Here is a 16,609-nt window from a genome sequence, read left to right on the forward strand (position 1 = left end):
AACAATGAAAGACTTTTGGTGGTATTCTGATTGCTTAAAGGTAATCTGGACTAATTCCCAATTGATATAGTGTAGCAACTAGCAATCATGGACGGTTTTGGCAAGCGTTTGGTTTCGCTATTTAATTTCCCGCCAGCGTTGAGTGTGCTAATCCTTACTAAAGGAAATACTTGGTAAAAGCCAATCTTGATTTTGAGCCGATTCACTGGTGGCGATCGGTTCTAGGCTGGCTTGTTGTAGTGTTTTTAATAGATCTACACTTTGAGTAAATAATTCTTCTACATTAATACCACCGTAACTGGGTAAATAACGCCGGAGGCGATTGCTACCTTCTCCTAAAAGAATCATTGCTCCTCGCCAGTTACAATTACCCAGATGATATAGTCCTACAGCAATTTGGAGAATTCCTTGATAAAAAGTTTTATCTGGTTCAATGCTGTCAATCCAGAGTGCTTCTAGAATGTCATGACAAGCATAGAACTGTCCTGCATTGAACTGTTCTATACCTTGCCAAAACTCTGCCGGCATGATGTCGTTCATCCCATACTGTCCCGAACTTCTTTAATCGTGTCGAGGGAGATTTCTTGTTTATCGCAAGAAAACTCATTGTCAGGAGTGAGGAATAGCATACAGTGACATTCTTTGCGTTCGCGCATGGGTACGCAAGGACAGTTCCAAAAGGCAGCACTAACTTCTGCTTCTTTATCTTCGTAGTGACGGCAAGGACATAAAGGCGCACCAAGTTCGTCTTTGTGTTTGGCTAGTCCTTCGATGACAACTGCGGTAACGGAAGGTTCAGAACAGAAGTATGTTCCAGTCCGCTTGGCGTATTGTTCGGAAAAATGCCGCATTGCTTCTAGATTTTTATCAGTGGATTTTGAATTAACTTCTGATTTGACCATTGTGCCGCCCTTAAATTTTAATGTTTTCTTGCATTGTACATCAGGCTCAGTGTGAGAAATCAATTCAAAATTTAAAATGAACTGAGAGCTTTTTGTAACTGGGGTTGTAGTTCTTGTTCGTTTTGGATGATGATGCCGGGATAGTCTCGATTAATGACGGTTTCTGCTGGTGAAGCTGGATTTTGCCATAGTACCCAACGACTACCAAGGGGTAAGGAGGATGTGGTAAAGGAGTTTTGTGTCAGCCAAATTAAGGGACAGTAATCTGGTGGTAGTCCGTTTTTTTCGATGGGGTTGGTGGCTGCTAAGGTTTCTAGAACAGAGCGATCGCCTTTAATTACACCTGTAGCTGCTGTCCATATTTGCACTTGCAGTTTTTGCTTTTGGGCATAAAAATACAAGGATGCGGCAGCAATCACAGCTTGTTCAAATAGTTCTTGTTCCCACTTGAAGGAACTATCTATAGCGATAATAATTTCTTGTCCCCCGGTAATTACTTCTAATTCCCGCACTCGTAATTCTCCATAACGGGCGCTAGTCCGCCAATGAATTAACCGGGTAGGATCACCAATGCGATAGGGACGCAGCGATCGCACTAATCCCGTTGTTGCCATCTGTAAAGGTTTACCACGAGGATCTCCCCGTTGGCTTTCATCTTGTCCCATTTCATCAACTAAAGGGCAAGTAGTCAGGGGTAAGACGGTAGGATAAACTATGGCTCTAGCTTCACACGGACGGGAACGACGACACCAAAATAAACCCCAAGGCGCACCTGTAGCTAATTCTGCTGTGTGCCAGCGATAAACGCCTCGCTGTTGGGTAGGGTGATAATATATCCAGCGGTAACTATCTTGTGGTTGAATATTTTCAATGCTTTGCTGGACAGGTTGACCCAAAATAAATGGGATAATGTCTCTAATTTGTAATAAACTTGCAGGTTGTTTTCTGTGATTTTCAACTTCTATCTCAATTTTGAGGTCATCACCTGCGGTTACTGGTTCAATGGGACGACGTTTGACAATTATACCCACAAGCGATCGCGGTGCAATAAAAGCTGATACCCCCAAAAGGGCAAAACTGACTCCACTAATGACATACAGCCAGCCAGCCATTGTATTAATTGCTGCACCTAAATAAGCTATGGAGATTCCCGTTAACACCCAACCGCCATAAGCAGGTGCAGCAGCATGAGTTTCTAGCCAATTGTTGATTTTTTTAGTAATTTTCATCTTTCTTTTTTAACTTAATTTGGGAAAGAGGGAATAGGTGATTGGTAATTGGTAATTGGTAATTGGTGATTGGTGATAAAATCTCAGTCTTAATCCTGTACATCCTTAAATCCTGGACATCCTGATTCTGACAATTTCTTTAACTAAGTAGGTGAGCAGAAAAATTTAAAGGTATGTGAAGAAAAGTAAAATCGCCCAAAACTCTCTTCCTGTTCCCTGTTCCCTGTTCCCTTGCCCCAACGACAATTTTTAACGCCAACCTACTTAGCAACTTACGTTAATAATGATTGAGGATTGCTATATATAAAAATTCCCTGTAATCTATTGCCACTAACAACTGACAACTGACAACCAACAACTGACAATTAACAACATGGTTTATCCCGTTATTTGGCAAAATAATTCAGTATCACTCATTGATCAAACTCGTCTACCTAATGAATATACAGTGGTGGAGATTCACCGCAGTGAAGATATGGCACAAGCCATTACAACAATGATTGTCAGAGGTGCGCCGGCGATTGGAGTAGCTGCGGCTTATGGGATGTATTTGGGTGCAAGGGAAATTGAAACGAGCGATCGCCAGGAGTTTTTAACTAAACTGGAAACAGTAGCTAATTTGTTGCGTTCTACTCGTCCAACTGCGGTAAATTTGTTTTGGGCAATTGGCAGAATGATGCAAACAGCCTATGAAACCGTGGGAACAGTTGCCGAAATTCAACAAACTCTTTTAGAAACTGCCCAAAAGATTAATGCGGAAGATTTGCAAACTTGTCAAGCTATAGGTGATCATGGTTTAGCCGCATTACCGAAAACCCCTGATAAATTAATTATACTTACTCATTGTAATGCTGGGGCTTTAGCAACCGCTGGATATGGGACAGCTTTAGGTGTAGTTCGTTCTGCTTGGAAAGAAGGACGTTTAGCAAGAGTATTTGCAGACGAAACTCGTCCCCGGTTACAAGGTGCAAAACTCACTGCTTGGGAATGTGTACAAGAAGGGATTCCCGTCACAGTAATTACCGATAATATGGCTGCCCATTGCATGAAACAAGGTTTAATTGATGCTGTGGTTGTGGGTGCTGATAGAATTGCTGCTAATGGTGATACTGCCAATAAAATCGGAACTTACAGTTTAGCTATAGTTGCCAAAGCCCATAATATTCCTTTCTTTGTCGCTGCACCTTTATCTACAGTAGATTTTCAATTAGTTGATGGTAGTCAAATTCCCATTGAAGAACGTCATCCAGGAGAAATTTATCAAATAGGTGAAACGATCCTCACACCTCCAGGAGTGGAATTTTATAACCCGGCTTTTGATGTTACACCTGCTAATTTAATCACAGCAATTATTACAGAAAATGGTGCTTTCTCTCCTGATGATTTATTAACTGCAAAAGGGAAAATATAGATAACTAGTCCGCGAAGGCGGACTCTTTGAACCCACGCAGGTAGGTTTAGCCGCGATTTACAATTGCCATCTGTTTCTTCTCTAATTACCTTGAGTTACTTCCACATAAATATGTTCTAATCTTACAGGTTGCCGGGAAATAGAATCAATTTGTATTCCTTCAAATCGGGAAATAATTTCTTGCAATTCTAGTATTTCTGGCAACCAAAAAGCCAAATCACTACCATAACGTCGTGGGATAAAACCATATTTTTCAGCTTGATTAATTGCGTCTTCTTCCTGCTTGGTTTGGATAATGACAATTTCTTGAGCAGGAATTAATTTTCTTAATTCATTTAAAGTCCCTTCTGCTAAAATTGTCCCATTTTTTAAAATCCCAATCCGATTACAAAGTCGTTCTGCTTCATCTAATAAATGGGTAGTTAATAAAACTGTTAATCCTTGATTTTTGAGATTTTTAATTAATTCCCAAACTTCATATCTGGCTTCAATATCCAAACCTGTTGTTGGTTCATCAAGAATTACTAATTGCGGTTGATGTACCAAAGCTACTGCAATATTTAAACGTCTCTGCATTCCCCCACTCAGGGTTTCTACAGGACTTTTGGCTCTATCTAATAAATTAACAGCTTTGAGACTTTCTATAACTTGTTGTTGACGGGTTTGACGATTTAAACCATAAATATCGGCAAAGAAATTGAGATTTTCTTCGCAGGAAAGAGTTTTATATAATAAATTTTCTTGGGGAGCAATGCCAATTAATTTTTTGGTTTTTTCAGAAACAGGTTGATTATTTAGAGTAATAGAACCGCTGTCAGCCGTGAGTAAATTACAAATAATATTAATTGTTGTCGTTTTTCCTGCTCCATTTGCTCCTAATAAACCGTAAATTTCTCCTCCGTCAATATGTAATGTCAAATCTTCGAGGACTTTTCTTGCTTTGTAAGCTTTGTTTAAATTTTTGATTTTCAGCATATTGATGATTCAGATATTTTTCATTTTGTCAACTTAAGTTTAACTGTCTGACAGAAGTCCTTAAATACTAGAGAGAACAAGCTTTGAGAGCATTTGCTTGCCAAATAACATTTTTTGCGCTATTACTTAAGAGTAATTACGCACTTGAGTGAGTTTTATAATAAACCCCAGAGAAATACGATCGCATTCCCAGCTAATTGAGTGATAACGTAGATATTACAAGGACTTATGGTTGATTTTACAGTGGTTATCTGTATCTACAACGGAGAAAAACTGATATTAGATGTCCTGGAAAAATTGCGATCGCAAGTTAAAACAGAAAAGCTAAATTGGGAAATTCTCATTATTGATAACAATAGCACTGATCAGACCGCGGAGGTAGTCCAAAAGCATATATCTAATTGGAGTGAAACCTATCCTCTAAAATATTATTTTAAAGCTGAACAGGGACTTGCTTTTGCTCGGAGATGGTTTCCTCCTGGTGTTTATAAATTTTTTGTAACTATTTTTTAACATAAACCATAAACATAATATGCAGCTATTTCATCAAGGACTCAGAGAACTATTACGTATTAATCAACATTTATCTAATCATACAATCGGATTTGTCACCATAGAAAGACCGTTAACTAAATGGTTTATAAGATTCACCCAAGCCATTCCTAGTTATTCCGTCGGATTACAATTAAGACGTGAATATCGTCATTTTTCAATGGGATTACAAGCTTTATCTCTGAAAGATGTGGATAGTATTTATGTGATGGAAATCTATAATCAACATCTTTTAGCCCTGTTACCAATGTTAGCATCAACAGGAAAACAAGTATTTTTAGGTATTCACGGTAATCAATTATTTGCTCAAGAAAATAAAATCAAATATTGGGGTTTTCTTTATCTACAAAAATTTCTAGAAGCAAATCCTCAATTTAAGGTAGTGCTTTTAGAATTAGATGATGATTATATCAGAAATGATTTGAAATTCTCCCCAGCTTCTAAAATTGTGATTCCTCATCCTATAATTAGTGAAGTTACACCGAAATTACAGCCAAAAGAAAGATTAAAAGAAGATGATAAAATCAAAATCGGCATCATCGGAATTATTCGTCAAGATAAACCCATTAATAAGATTTTAGAAAAAATTAGAGCTTATGTTACTCAACATCCTCAGCAAATAGAATTAGTTATTGGTACACCCATTAAACAAAAACCTGAATATTTAGAAAACTGCTTAGATATTACTTTTATTGATACCACAAAAGATGAAGATTATCTTCATGCTTTACAACAATTAGATATTTTAGTCACCGATTTTGATCAAGAGCGTTATTATTATCGCGCTAGTGGTGTCATTAGTGATGCCGGTTCTTGTGGATGTTATATTATTGCTCCCAATTATCCAGTAATTCAGCATCAAATTACCTGGCCTATTGCTATCGGTTCATCCTATTCTAATTTAGATGATTTAGAGCAAGTTATCGAGGCAGCTATTATTCATATTCGAGAAAAAGGACAAGATAATCATTGGATTTGGAGAGAAAAAAGAAATGCCGAATATATTGCAAAATTGCTATTTTCTCAACCTTAATAGAGGATTACAATCTCCTTTCTACCATTAACATCCTTCTATAAGATAACCAACCACAAATTAACATAACTAATGCAAACAATAAGAGAAAAATAAAGTGTGATTGAATATCGTTGATGTTATCTCCCTGAGCAGAAACTCCTAAGAGGGCTTCATTCATGTGATATATTGGATTATATTGAGCAATATCTAAGAGAGTTTTGGGAAATAAAGAAGTTGGTAAAAATGCTCCTCCTAAAATTAATAAAGGAACTCCAAAAGCCGCAACTAAAGCATTAACATCTTCAATTCTGCGTGCTAATTGTGTACCCAAAATAAAGCCTAAACCAACATAAGCCACTATACTTAATAAAATAATTGTGATTCCCAAAAAAATCGAACCTTTAAATGTTGCACCCCAAAAAGCAGCAATAGTATAAACCAGCAGAGTTTGTCCTATACCAATGGTACTATGAGCGAGGAAAATTCCTAAAAAATAGGATGTGCCACTTAAGGGAGAAATGAACAAGCGTTTGAGGGTTTGTTGTTCTCTTTCTGCAACTACAGTTGCGACACTTCCACCCAAACAACTAAAAAAAAGTGCCGCACCTACTAATGTTGACGGTGCAGCGTTTTCAAAAGCTACAGCCATTGTGAATTTTGCCCGTTCTGATAAAATAAATGCGTTGAGGATTAAAATTGAAATGGGAAAAATACTCCAAAAAATGAGGCTGCGTCTGCGTCGGAAAAGTTCAATTAAAATCCGCTGAGTGACAGCAATAGTTTCTTGCCAATACTTCATTTTGATTAGTTAATATCTAATTTTACCACATTATATCCCTGACTTCTGCAAGAAATCGGGGATATTTAAGATGATTATACATTGGCAATTTACAGAAAAAGCTGTTAAATTCTATTTATCATTTGCTGCTGTATTTCATCGTGAAAGTTTAATTGCATTAATCATGAGCCAAAAAATTAGTTTACCAGAAGTATCTACCATTTCCCGGCGGACATTATTAAAATTATTTGGTGTAGGGACTATTGTCGGAGTCACTGGATATTCCCGTTTTAGTAAACCACAACCAACAATTTTTCAACTTGATACTCTGGAGTTACCCAGAATGATCAATAATCATAAAAGTGTAGTTGTAATTGGCGGGGGTTTAGCCGGTTTAGCTTGTGCTTATGAATTAGTTCAGCGAGGATTTACAGTTACACTTGTAGAAAAGTCTCCCCAACTTGGTGGCAAAATTGCCAGTTGGAAAATTGAGGCTGTGGGTGAAACTTTTATGATGGAACATGGGTTTCATGGGTTTTTTCCCCAATATTATAACTTAAATAGTTTAGTATCAGAATTAGAGATCAAGGATAATTTTAAATCCTTAAATTCTTATTCTTTAGTTTATCGTGGTTCTCAATATCAACCAGAGGTATTTCGTCCGACACATTCGGCTTTTCCTTGGAATATTGTAGATTTAGCGATCGCTTCTCCTAATCGCTTAAAATGGGGGATTAATCTGACCAAATTTAAGCATTTGGAGGTTTTTCAAGCTATTAGTGGTTTTCAGCGAGAAAAGAATTATCAACGTTTTGATCATATATCTGTTGCGGATTGGGTAAAAACGGAATTTCCCCAAGGTTTATATGATTTGTATTTCCTTCCTTTTGCTAAATCTAGTTTAAATTCACCAGATTTAATGAGTGTAGGTGAATTAATGCAGTTCTTCCATTTTTACTTTTTTGGTAATCCCGAAGGACTGGCTTTTAATGGCACAAAAGATGATATGGGGACAAGTTTAGTCCAACCTATTGCTGAAAGTATTCAAAAAAATGGGAAAATTATCACAGATGTAAATGTGAGTGAAATTGTCACTGAAGCGGGGAAGATTTCAGGAATTAAATATTATGTAGATGACAATCAATATCATGTCCCTTTTTCAGTTCAGCGCAACTCTACTATGAACGATGAAAAAATGACATATTTTGGTGCTGCTGATGAGGTTTTTGCGGTTGCTGATGATAGTCAAACAGCAATTTCTCTGACTTGTACTCATCAAGGTTGTACTGTCAAAAAAGCAGCAGATGGACAGTTTCATTGTCCTTGTCATGGTGCAGTATTTACCGCTGAGGGGAAGGTTGTTAAGGGACCTGCTAAAAGAGATTTAGCAACGTTTAAAATTATGGAAAAACAGGATGATAAATTGCAATTAGTTGCAGTTAATCAAACATCATCAGCACCAGAAATTATCAGTGCAGATTATTATGTTTTTGCTACAGATGTTCCTGGAGTTCAACAATTATTTAAACGGATGAATGGAAATGTGGATAAACAAGTGCGATCGCAAATTGAAAAATTGAGTATTGCTGATCCTTTTGCTGTCTGTCGTTTCTGGCTTGATCAAGATTTTCAATGGGAACATAGTAATTTTACGTCTTTGTCTGGTTATGCACTGACTGATAGTATTACTCTCTATCATCGCATTCAACAACAATTTATTGATTGGGCAGAAAAAACAGGAGGAAGTGTGGTAGAACTACACGCATACTGTTATAAAGAAAAAGCATTTCCTACCCAAGAAGACTTATTAACAACCTTTGAGAATGAACTCTATGATATTGTTCCGGAATTGAAAACAGCTAAAGTTTTACATCGGGAATTAGTCAATCAACATAATTTTTCTGGTTATCCTCCCTATAGTTACAAAGAACGTCCAGAAACTAACCCAAATATTAGTAACTTATTCTTTGCTGGTGATTGGGTGAAAATGCCGTTTCCCTGTGGTTTAATGGAAAGAGCAGTCAGCAGTGGATTATTAGCTGCTAATGAAATTTTACATCAAGAAGGATTACAAAGGCGATCGCTTTTAACAGTCAATCCAGAGGGATTATTGCAAGTTTAAATCAAGTTATTAGCCAGGAAATTCTCCACTCCTGGCTATCATAAATTTTACACCACTGGCTTCACCGACTGCAAGCAAGTGTCTTGGCTATAATTTATATTATACTTCCTTCCCACTAGAAGTTTATCCATATATAATATGTATGATATATTAGTCTAATCAGGAAAGCAACCTCAGTAAATATATGGAGGTTCAGATTTTTTTGAAGACACAAAAATCTCAAACTCATCCAGAGCGATGACAAAGATATATATCAATAAACAAATTATTTGGGCATAGGTTTTTGAGACTAGTTTCTTAGTGTTTTTATCTAAGTACCAAATTTCTTTTCCCCTTTTCAATTGAAAATACTGACAATTAAACTATAAATAAAAAGATGGCAGATGAATTACTTAAGTGTATAAAATGTAATGGCTTTGTTAGTAGCCGCCTGACAAGATGTCCTCATTGCAAAACAGAAGATTATAAAGTTTTATATAACAACTGTTTAATTTGTCGTCAAAACTTTCCTGTGACTAAACATGAAATTTCCACGAAAAAATTTCATGATGAATGTCGTGCAAAAGTAGATTCAGAATGGAAAAATAGCGATATTTATACTAATATCCAATGTCCTTTATGTAAAACAAATCATTATATAATTAAATCAACTACTTCTTGGCACTGTAATAAATGTGGTCATCCTATCACAGAGGGAATTAATGCTTATATTTTTAAAAGCTGTTCTATTTGCGACTTACCTTTATATCAAGATTCATCAATTCGACATCGCATAAATGGTCAAGTTCATTATTTCCATCATATATGTTTGCAATCTCCAGAAAACCGTAATCTTGTTCAAGATTTACTTTATAAAGAACAAAAGAGGGTGAAAAAACAAAAAACCGATAATCTTAAAAAAAAAATTTTGTGGTCTGTTGTAGTATTAGTAGGAATTAGTCTCATCCAAACAAAAATTTTAATAGTTGGCATTATTATGATACTATTAGGTATATTCGGAATACATCAGACAATTAGAAATGTCAATATTGTGAATTAATCCCCTGCCATTAACAATACCTTGTCCATTTTTTGTAGGTTGGGTAGAACGAAGTGAAACCCGACGTATTTGTTGGGTTGCGCTGTCGCTTAACCCAACCTACAAATCAAGACTTTTTTTGATTTGGACAAGGTATTAATTAACAATGGACAATATACAATTGATAAATAAGAAAACCAAGTATTACTTTGAGTAATAACATCAAATTTCATTTTTTCCTAACATTAAAAATTTCTGCTTTCTTATGAATTTCCGTGATGAATTTAAACTTTTACTCCGCGCCCGCTACCCATTAATTTATATTCCCACCTATGAAGAGGAAAGAGTGGAAGCGGCGATTCGAGAAGAGGCGATCAATCAAGGTAATCGTCCAGTGTACACTTGGGATTTCGTGGATGGGTATCAGGGAAGTCCTAATGATGTAGGATTTGGCAAACGTAACCCATTACAGGCTTTAGAGTTTGTCGAAAAATTGACAGCTACTGCACCTGCGGTATTAATTTTACGGGATTATCATCGGTTTTTGGACGATGTGGCGATCGCTCGTAAACTCCGGAATTTAGCCCGACTGCTGAAATCGCAACCGAAAAATATTGTTTTATTATCACCACGGGTAGCTATTCCTGACGATTTGACAGAAGTATTGACAGTGGTTGAATTTCCTTTACCCAACGCCCTAGAAATCAAAACCGAGGTAGAACGATTATTAGCAGCAACTAATAATTCCCCTTCTGGTAGATTTTTGGATGATTTAGTGCGTTCTTGTCAAGGGTTATCCATGGAAAGAATTCGTCGCGTATTAGCGCGAGCAATCGCCTCCCATGGACAATTACAACCAGAAGATGTAGATTTAGTCTTAGCAGAAAAGCGTCAAACAATCCGCCAAACCCAAATTCTCGATTTTTACCCCGCCACTGAAGAAATTACTGATATTGGTGGTTTAGATAATTTGAAAGATTGGTTAATTCGGCGCGGTGGTTCATTTAGCGAAAAAGCCCGCCAATATGGTTTACCTCATCCCCGTGGATTAATGTTAGTGGGAATTCAGGGAACTGGTAAATCTTTAACAGCCAAAGCGATCGCCCATCATTGGCATTTACCTCTGTTACGCTTAGACGTAGGGCGTTTATTTGGCGGTTTAGTGGGTGAATCAGAATCTCGCACTCGGCAAATGATACAGGTAGCAGAAGCCCTTGCGCCTTGTATACTCTGGATTGATGAAATTGATAAGGCTTTTTCTGGTTTGGGTAGCAAAGGTGATGCCGGCACTACCAGCCGAGTATTTGGGACTTTTATCAATTGGTTAGCCGAAAAAACTTCCCCTGTATTTGTCGTAGCCACTGCTAACGATATTCAAGCCTTACCACCAGAAATGCTGCGGAAAGGCCGATTTGATGAAATTTTCTTCGTCGGTTTACCTAGCCAAGAAGAAAGAAAAGCGATTTTTAATGTGCATTTATCTCGCTTACGTCCCCATAACTTGAACAGCTATGAAATAGAGCGGTTAGCCTACGAAACCCCCGACTTTTCTGGAGCAGAAATTGAGCAAACTTTAATTGAAGCCATGCACATAGGCTTTAGCCAAAACCGCGATTTCACCACAGATGATATTTTAGAAGCCGCTAGTCAAATTATCCCTTTAGCCCGAACTGCTGTCGAGCAGATTCAGAAACTCCAAGAATGGGCAGCGGCTGGAAGGGCGCGTTTAGCTTCCAAATACAGTCCTTTGAGTGAACGTATTCAACGGCAGAATTCATAGCAACCACCCGGATTCTCAGTAGGTTGGCGTTAAAAATAGTCGTTGGGGCAAGGAAGGGAGCAGGGGAGCAGGGGAGCAGGGGAGCAGGGGAGCAGGGGAGCAGGGGAGCAGGGGAGCAGGGGAGCAGGGGAGCAGGGGAGCAGGGAGTAGGGAGCAGGAAAGAAGTTTCCCAATCACCACTGACAACTGACAACTGACAACTGACAACTGACAACTGACAACTGACAACTGACTAATCCCCAATCCCCAGCCTCCAGGCTTAAATACCTAGTCTTTGATAAACTTGTTCTAAATGCTGGAGATGATGTTGTGGATCAAAACAGGCTTCTATCTCTGCTGGTGTCAAGTTTTGAGTGACACGAGGATCTTTGCTGATTAAATAACGGAAGTTTCCTTCGGGTTTATTCCATGCTGTGTGGGCGCTTTCTTGAACTATGGCATAAGCTTCTTCGCGGTTAAGTCCTTTGTCTATTAAAGTGAGTAAGACTCTTTGACTAAAGACTACCCCGCCATAACAGTTGAGATTTCGAGCCATATTTTCGGGATAAACCAACAGGTTATTTACCAAGTTGGTGATTTCGTGCATCATGAAATGAGTCAAAATGCAAGCGTCTGGTAAAACCACTCGTTCTACAGAACTGTGGGAAATATCCCTTTCGTGCCATAAAGCGACGTTTTCTAAAACTGCCCCTGCATGACTTCTCACCAGTCGCGCCATCCCTGTTAACCGTTCAGAACGGATGGGATTACGCTTGTGAGGCATTGCACTAGAACCTTTTTGCCCTTTGGCGAAAAATTCTTCCACTTCTAAAACGTCTGTTTTTTGCAGATTACGAATTTCTACAGCAAAACGTTCTATGGATGCAGCGAGTAATGCTAACTGTTGCACAAAGTCAGCATGAATATCACGGGAAATTACCTGTGTGGAAGCAGTATCAGGTTTGAGTCCAAGTCTTGCACAAGCGATCGCTTCTACACGAGGTTCAATATTGGCGTAAGTTCCCACCGCACCGGATATTTTACCAACAGCAATAGTTTTCCTCAAAATTTGCAAGCGTTCTTTGTGTCGTAATACTTCCGCTAACCAACCAGCTAACTTAAAACCAAAAGTAATTGGTTCAGCGTGAATACCATGCGATCGCCCAATCATGACTGTATCCCGATGTGCTGTGGCTTTTTTCCGAATTGCCTCAATTACATCTTCTAGACGTTTTAACAACAGATCCAAACTAGCCACTAATTGTAGTGCTAAAGCAGTATCCAAAACATCAGAACTAGTTAAACCTAAGTGAATATAACGCCCAGCATCACCCACATATTCATTAACATTTGTTAAAAAGGCAATGACATCATGACGGACTTCCGCCTCAATCTCTAGCACCCGTTTCGGGTCAAAATTCGCCTTAGCCTTAATTTCTTCAACTGCTGCTGCTGGAATATAACCCAGTTCTGCCTGTGCTTCGCAAACCGCGATTTCTACATCTAGCCAGGTTTTCAGCTTATAGGTTTCACTCCACAAATCGCCCATCTCAGGCAAAGTATAACGCTCAATCACATTCACAGCATCTAATACAACCGTCATATTTTACATTGTAAATTACCCAGAGATTGAGTCTTCCTATTTTCCTTTCAAAGGATGTTTTAAATCTATTGGCCAAATAGAAAGCTGGTGGCTACCCACAGGTATGGCGATTTCTACTTATCCGCTAGGTAATCAATTAACAATTTTTTGTGTAAATCCAACTTTATTAACTAGAGATTAAGAAATAGGTAAAAAATATCAGCACCGAGTTTCAATCTAGCTTCTTAACCTTTAGTTAAAGGCTAGGTGATAGCATGAAGTAGCCTGTTATTTTGATAATCAATAGGCATCTACTGTCTGGTTTAGGACTTACGCAAAACAGAATGGAAGTAGGGGTAATTCATGAATTACCCCTACGCAATAATCAGGTTTTGAGTTCAATCTTGCGTAAGTCCTATGGTTATAATCTAGATTAAGCCTAGTAAATATTTACCTTTGAGAGGATGCGAACTGACAAGTCAGCACTTATGCTATAGCCATAATTTATCAATCACCATCAATCAAGTAAAAATCTAAGATCAAAATTTGGCTGATAAGTAAAGATTTTCCTCAAGATATTGGGAATACTAAAACTATCACGCCTGATCAATTTGACTAGTGATTTGACATGACCAATTTCTGTTTCAGCAATAATGCGAAAGACGTAAACCAATATTAAATTCAGGTTAAGGATGGAAAGATGCTGGCTATACAGAGCATTAAAGATGTGGATCTGCCAAATCTCAAGCTAGAGTCAACTTTACAGGAATTACCAGTTTGGACAATTCAAATAGAGATAGATCATCCAGGTAATGAACTAGCCAAACTTTTTGAAGCAGAACCTTTATTACCAGGCATTATCTTGACTAAAAATCAAAAATATGCAGGCATGATTTCCCGTAGGCTTTTTTTTGAGCAAATGAGTCGTCCCTATGGTTTAGGACTATTTGCAGGGCGGCCTATTGAATATTTTTATAATTTTCTACAACCAAAAGCACTTGTTTTGCCAGAGGATACACCAATTGTGGAAGCAACTCAAATAGCTTTAGGGCGATCGCACAAACAAGTCTATGAAACAATTGTGATTACCGATCAATCTTATCAGTATGGATTACTAGATTTTCATCAGTTACTTTTAGCCAATTCTCAAATTCATATTTTAACAATACATCGCCTACAAAAAGAAAAAGAAAAAGCTAGAATAGCCAAAGCCGATTTTCGTGATCTTCAACATAACTATAGTCGCTTATTACAAAACGATAAAATGATTGCTTTGGGGCAATTAGTAGCTGGTATTGCCCATGAAATTAATAATCCTATGAATTTTATTTATGGAAATCTCAATTATGCTATTGAATATGTTAAAGATATACTTTATGTCATAGAATGTTATCAACAAAAGAAATCCTATACTGATGTAGTATCACAAGCAAAAGAACAAGGAATTGAGATAGAATTTATCAAGGAAGATTTGCCCAAACTATTATCTTCTATGCAAGTTGGGGCAACAAGAATCAATGAAATTGTCCTATCATTACGTAACTTTTCTAGACTGGATCAAGCAGAAATTAAATCCGTTGATATTCATGAAGGGATAGAGAACACATTAATAATTCTTCAACATAGCTTGAAAGCTAAACCTAATCAATTAGAAATTGAAATAATTAAAGAATATGAAAGATTACCTTTAATAGAGTGCTATGCAGGACAACTAAATCAAGTATTTATGAATATTCTTGCTAATGCTATTGATGCGCTTTCTGAAAGTGATAATTTAATTCTTAAAACGCGCAAAAATCTTCAAATTCGGATTCGCACAAAACTCACAAATGACAATCATGTTATTATTAGTATTGCTGATAATGGTTCAGGCATACCAGAGCATATCCAAAAGCGATTATTTGATCCATTTTTTACTACCAAGCCTGTAGGCAAAGGAACAGGATTAGGATTATCAATCAGCTATCAAATTATAGTGGAAAAACACGGTGGTCAGTTTTATTGTATATCTACACCTGGAGAAGGCTCTGAGTTTATTATCAAAATTCCAGTTATCTCTAATCACAATCACTCCAAATAGGTTTTTGGCTTTTTAACTTACCTTAATAAGGGTGAATTTGACTCAAAATAAAACGTAGACGGTCATAATCATCCTTTAATAATATACTTAAATGTCGTCCTGCTCTAATTAACCATTCTCTGTCATTTTTACGTAACTGATATACACCACGAATAACTGCTGCGGCCAAAGAATCTACTGGCGCACCATTAATAAAAAGTAATGTCCGCAAAAAATCAAATTGTTCCGTAAACTGGATTATAGCTTCTGTTTGACAGTGATAAACTGCTTGGTGAATTTGTGGAGGACGGGGGGGTAAATATTGATGAATTCTACCGTTATCACTCATATTCAAAGATTTTTCTTGAAATCCCACAATCGCCGCTCGGAATTCAGTTTTTAGCATCGCAAATATCTGGGGTTGTTCCTCACGCAAAGCTTCTAAAGATAACCCCAAAGCAACAGCCCGATGTACAGAATCAATAGGCATAGTTGTGGCATAATAGACCACAGCATAAACTTGATTCCCCGATTCCTCATCCGCCGCGCAAACCCAACTTCCAAAAGGTGGCATGGGCGGAAAACTCAAATCTTCTGGTTCTAAACACTGAGCCAAAAATTCCGTTGTTGTAGTTTCGATTACCTCTGCAAGGTGTTGGGGATGGCGATCGCCAGTAGCAAACTGTGGTAAAGGTAGACGCATAAACAATTAAAAATTAAAAATTAAAAATGAATAAACATATCTCTAGTACACAAAGACGTAAATCAACCAACCATTAAAAATTCTCAACCAACTTGTTTCATCTACTTTTTTAATTATTAATTCTGGAAAAGCGTTATTAGTCAATAGTCTTAGCAAAGAACTAATGACTAATAACTAAATGATTATTTCCCTTTTTTCTGGACTGTAGTTTCTACGGCTTCTAACTCTGTCAGACGGAAAGTAATGATTTTATCCCAATTACCACCTTCAAACAGTACAGCTACTTTACCATCACTAACTCTTTGTACAAGTCCTTCAGACCGATAATATGTATCAGCGGGATTTTTGACACGAACAGTTGCTCCAGGCAAGATCATCATATTTACCCTTATTGGTTTCCTATCTACTAGCTTAATGCTTATGGCAGGGAAGAGGGATTGGTGATTGGTCAGTTGTCAGTTGTCATTAGGAAATTCTTTCCCCTGCTCCCTGCATTTTCTGTCA

General features: G+C 37.5%; 15 protein-coding genes. 7 read left to right on the forward strand and 8 right to left on the reverse strand.

From position 1 onward, the window contains the following. Nucleotides 1–147: 147 nt before the first annotated feature. From FJR04_RS20935 to FJR04_RS20945, 3 genes are all read right to left on the reverse strand, one after another. A complete protein-coding gene (locus FJR04_RS20935) occupies nucleotides 148–540 on the reverse strand; it encodes a DUF309 domain-containing protein (RefSeq protein WP_168498382.1) in 393 nt (130 codons plus the stop codon). Further along, nucleotides 537–902 (reverse strand): ferredoxin thioredoxin reductase catalytic beta subunit, encoded by a 366-nt coding sequence (locus tag FJR04_RS20940; RefSeq protein WP_168498384.1) that lies wholly within the window; start codon nucleotides 900–902, stop codon nucleotides 537–539. Before FJR04_RS20940 ends, FJR04_RS20935 begins: the two co-directional genes overlap by 4 nt. Nucleotides 903–973: 71 nt before the next feature. Beyond that, nucleotides 974–2,131, reverse strand: a complete 1,158-nt coding sequence (locus tag FJR04_RS20945) for a DUF58 domain-containing protein (protein WP_168498386.1) — start codon at nucleotides 2,129–2,131, stop codon at nucleotides 974–976. Nucleotides 2,132–2,495: 364 nt separating this feature from the next. On the opposite strand from FJR04_RS20945, the gene mtnA reads away from it, so the two are divergent. Further along, on the forward strand, nucleotides 2,496–3,542 hold the full coding sequence (mtnA, locus tag FJR04_RS20950; RefSeq protein WP_371418183.1) for an S-methyl-5-thioribose-1-phosphate isomerase: 1,047 nt from the start codon (nucleotides 2,496–2,498) through the stop codon (nucleotides 3,540–3,542). A gap of 81 nt (nucleotides 3,543–3,623) precedes the next feature. On the opposite strand, the gene FJR04_RS20955 is transcribed toward mtnA, so the two are convergent. After that, nucleotides 3,624–4,517: an ABC transporter ATP-binding protein gene (locus tag FJR04_RS20955; protein WP_168498388.1), complete on the reverse strand. Its 894-nt coding sequence runs from the start codon at nucleotides 4,515–4,517 to the stop codon at nucleotides 3,624–3,626. Nucleotides 4,518–4,745: 228 nt separating this feature from the next. On the opposite strand from FJR04_RS20955, the gene FJR04_RS20960 reads away from it, so the two are divergent. Continuing rightward, nucleotides 4,746–5,030 (forward strand): glycosyltransferase, encoded by a 285-nt coding sequence (locus FJR04_RS20960; RefSeq protein WP_254445337.1) that lies wholly within the window; start codon nucleotides 4,746–4,748, stop codon nucleotides 5,028–5,030. Between the two features lie 19 nt (nucleotides 5,031–5,049). Beyond that, nucleotides 5,050–6,102, forward strand: a complete 1,053-nt coding sequence (locus FJR04_RS20965; RefSeq protein WP_168498390.1) for a glycosyltransferase family 1 protein — start codon at nucleotides 5,050–5,052, stop codon at nucleotides 6,100–6,102. A 7-nt stretch (nucleotides 6,103–6,109) separates the two neighbouring features. On the opposite strand, the gene FJR04_RS20970 is transcribed toward FJR04_RS20965, so the two are convergent. Next, nucleotides 6,110–6,883, reverse strand: coding sequence for an ABC transporter permease (locus FJR04_RS20970; RefSeq protein WP_168498392.1), 774 nt, complete (start codon nucleotides 6,881–6,883; stop codon nucleotides 6,110–6,112). Between the two features lie 163 nt (nucleotides 6,884–7,046). Between FJR04_RS20970 and FJR04_RS20975 the strand changes: the two genes are divergently transcribed. The 3 genes from FJR04_RS20975 (at nucleotide 7,047) to FJR04_RS20985 (ending at nucleotide 11,782) form a co-directional block, all read left to right on the forward strand. Then, nucleotides 7,047–8,984 (forward strand): FAD-dependent oxidoreductase, encoded by a 1,938-nt coding sequence (locus FJR04_RS20975; protein WP_168498411.1) that lies wholly within the window; start codon nucleotides 7,047–7,049, stop codon nucleotides 8,982–8,984. A 376-nt stretch (nucleotides 8,985–9,360) separates the two neighbouring features. After that, complete coding sequence (locus FJR04_RS20980; protein WP_168498394.1) at nucleotides 9,361–10,023, forward strand: hypothetical protein; 663 nt, start codon at nucleotides 9,361–9,363, stop codon at nucleotides 10,021–10,023. Between the two features lie 244 nt (nucleotides 10,024–10,267). Next, nucleotides 10,268–11,782, forward strand: a complete 1,515-nt coding sequence (locus FJR04_RS20985) for an AAA family ATPase (RefSeq protein ID WP_168498396.1) — start codon at nucleotides 10,268–10,270, stop codon at nucleotides 11,780–11,782. Nucleotides 11,783–12,041: 259 nt separating this feature from the next. On the opposite strand, the gene purB is transcribed toward FJR04_RS20985, so the two are convergent. Then, nucleotides 12,042–13,337: an adenylosuccinate lyase gene (purB, locus tag FJR04_RS20995; protein WP_168498413.1), complete on the reverse strand. Its 1,296-nt coding sequence runs from the start codon at nucleotides 13,335–13,337 to the stop codon at nucleotides 12,042–12,044. Nucleotides 13,338–14,043: 706 nt separating this feature from the next. Between purB and FJR04_RS21000 the strand changes: the two genes are divergently transcribed. Further along, nucleotides 14,044–15,423, forward strand: coding sequence for a sensor histidine kinase (locus FJR04_RS21000; RefSeq protein ID WP_174763564.1), 1,380 nt, complete (start codon nucleotides 14,044–14,046; stop codon nucleotides 15,421–15,423). Nucleotides 15,424–15,445: 22 nt separating this feature from the next. Here FJR04_RS21000 and FJR04_RS21005 read toward each other — a convergent pair whose 3' ends face one another. Continuing rightward, nucleotides 15,446–16,105, reverse strand: coding sequence for an HAS-barrel domain-containing protein (locus FJR04_RS21005; protein WP_168498398.1), 660 nt, complete (start codon nucleotides 16,103–16,105; stop codon nucleotides 15,446–15,448). Nucleotides 16,106–16,287: 182 nt separating this feature from the next. Then, on the reverse strand, nucleotides 16,288–16,482 hold the full coding sequence (locus FJR04_RS21010; RefSeq protein ID WP_168498417.1) for an NAD(P)H dehydrogenase subunit NdhS: 195 nt from the start codon (nucleotides 16,480–16,482) through the stop codon (nucleotides 16,288–16,290). Between the last annotated feature and the right edge of the window lie 127 nt (nucleotides 16,483–16,609).

Origin of the sequence: Anabaena sp. UHCC 0204 (assembly GCF_009711975.1) — a bacterium.
Lineage (GTDB): Bacteria > Cyanobacteriota > Cyanobacteriia > Cyanobacteriales > Nostocaceae > Dolichospermum.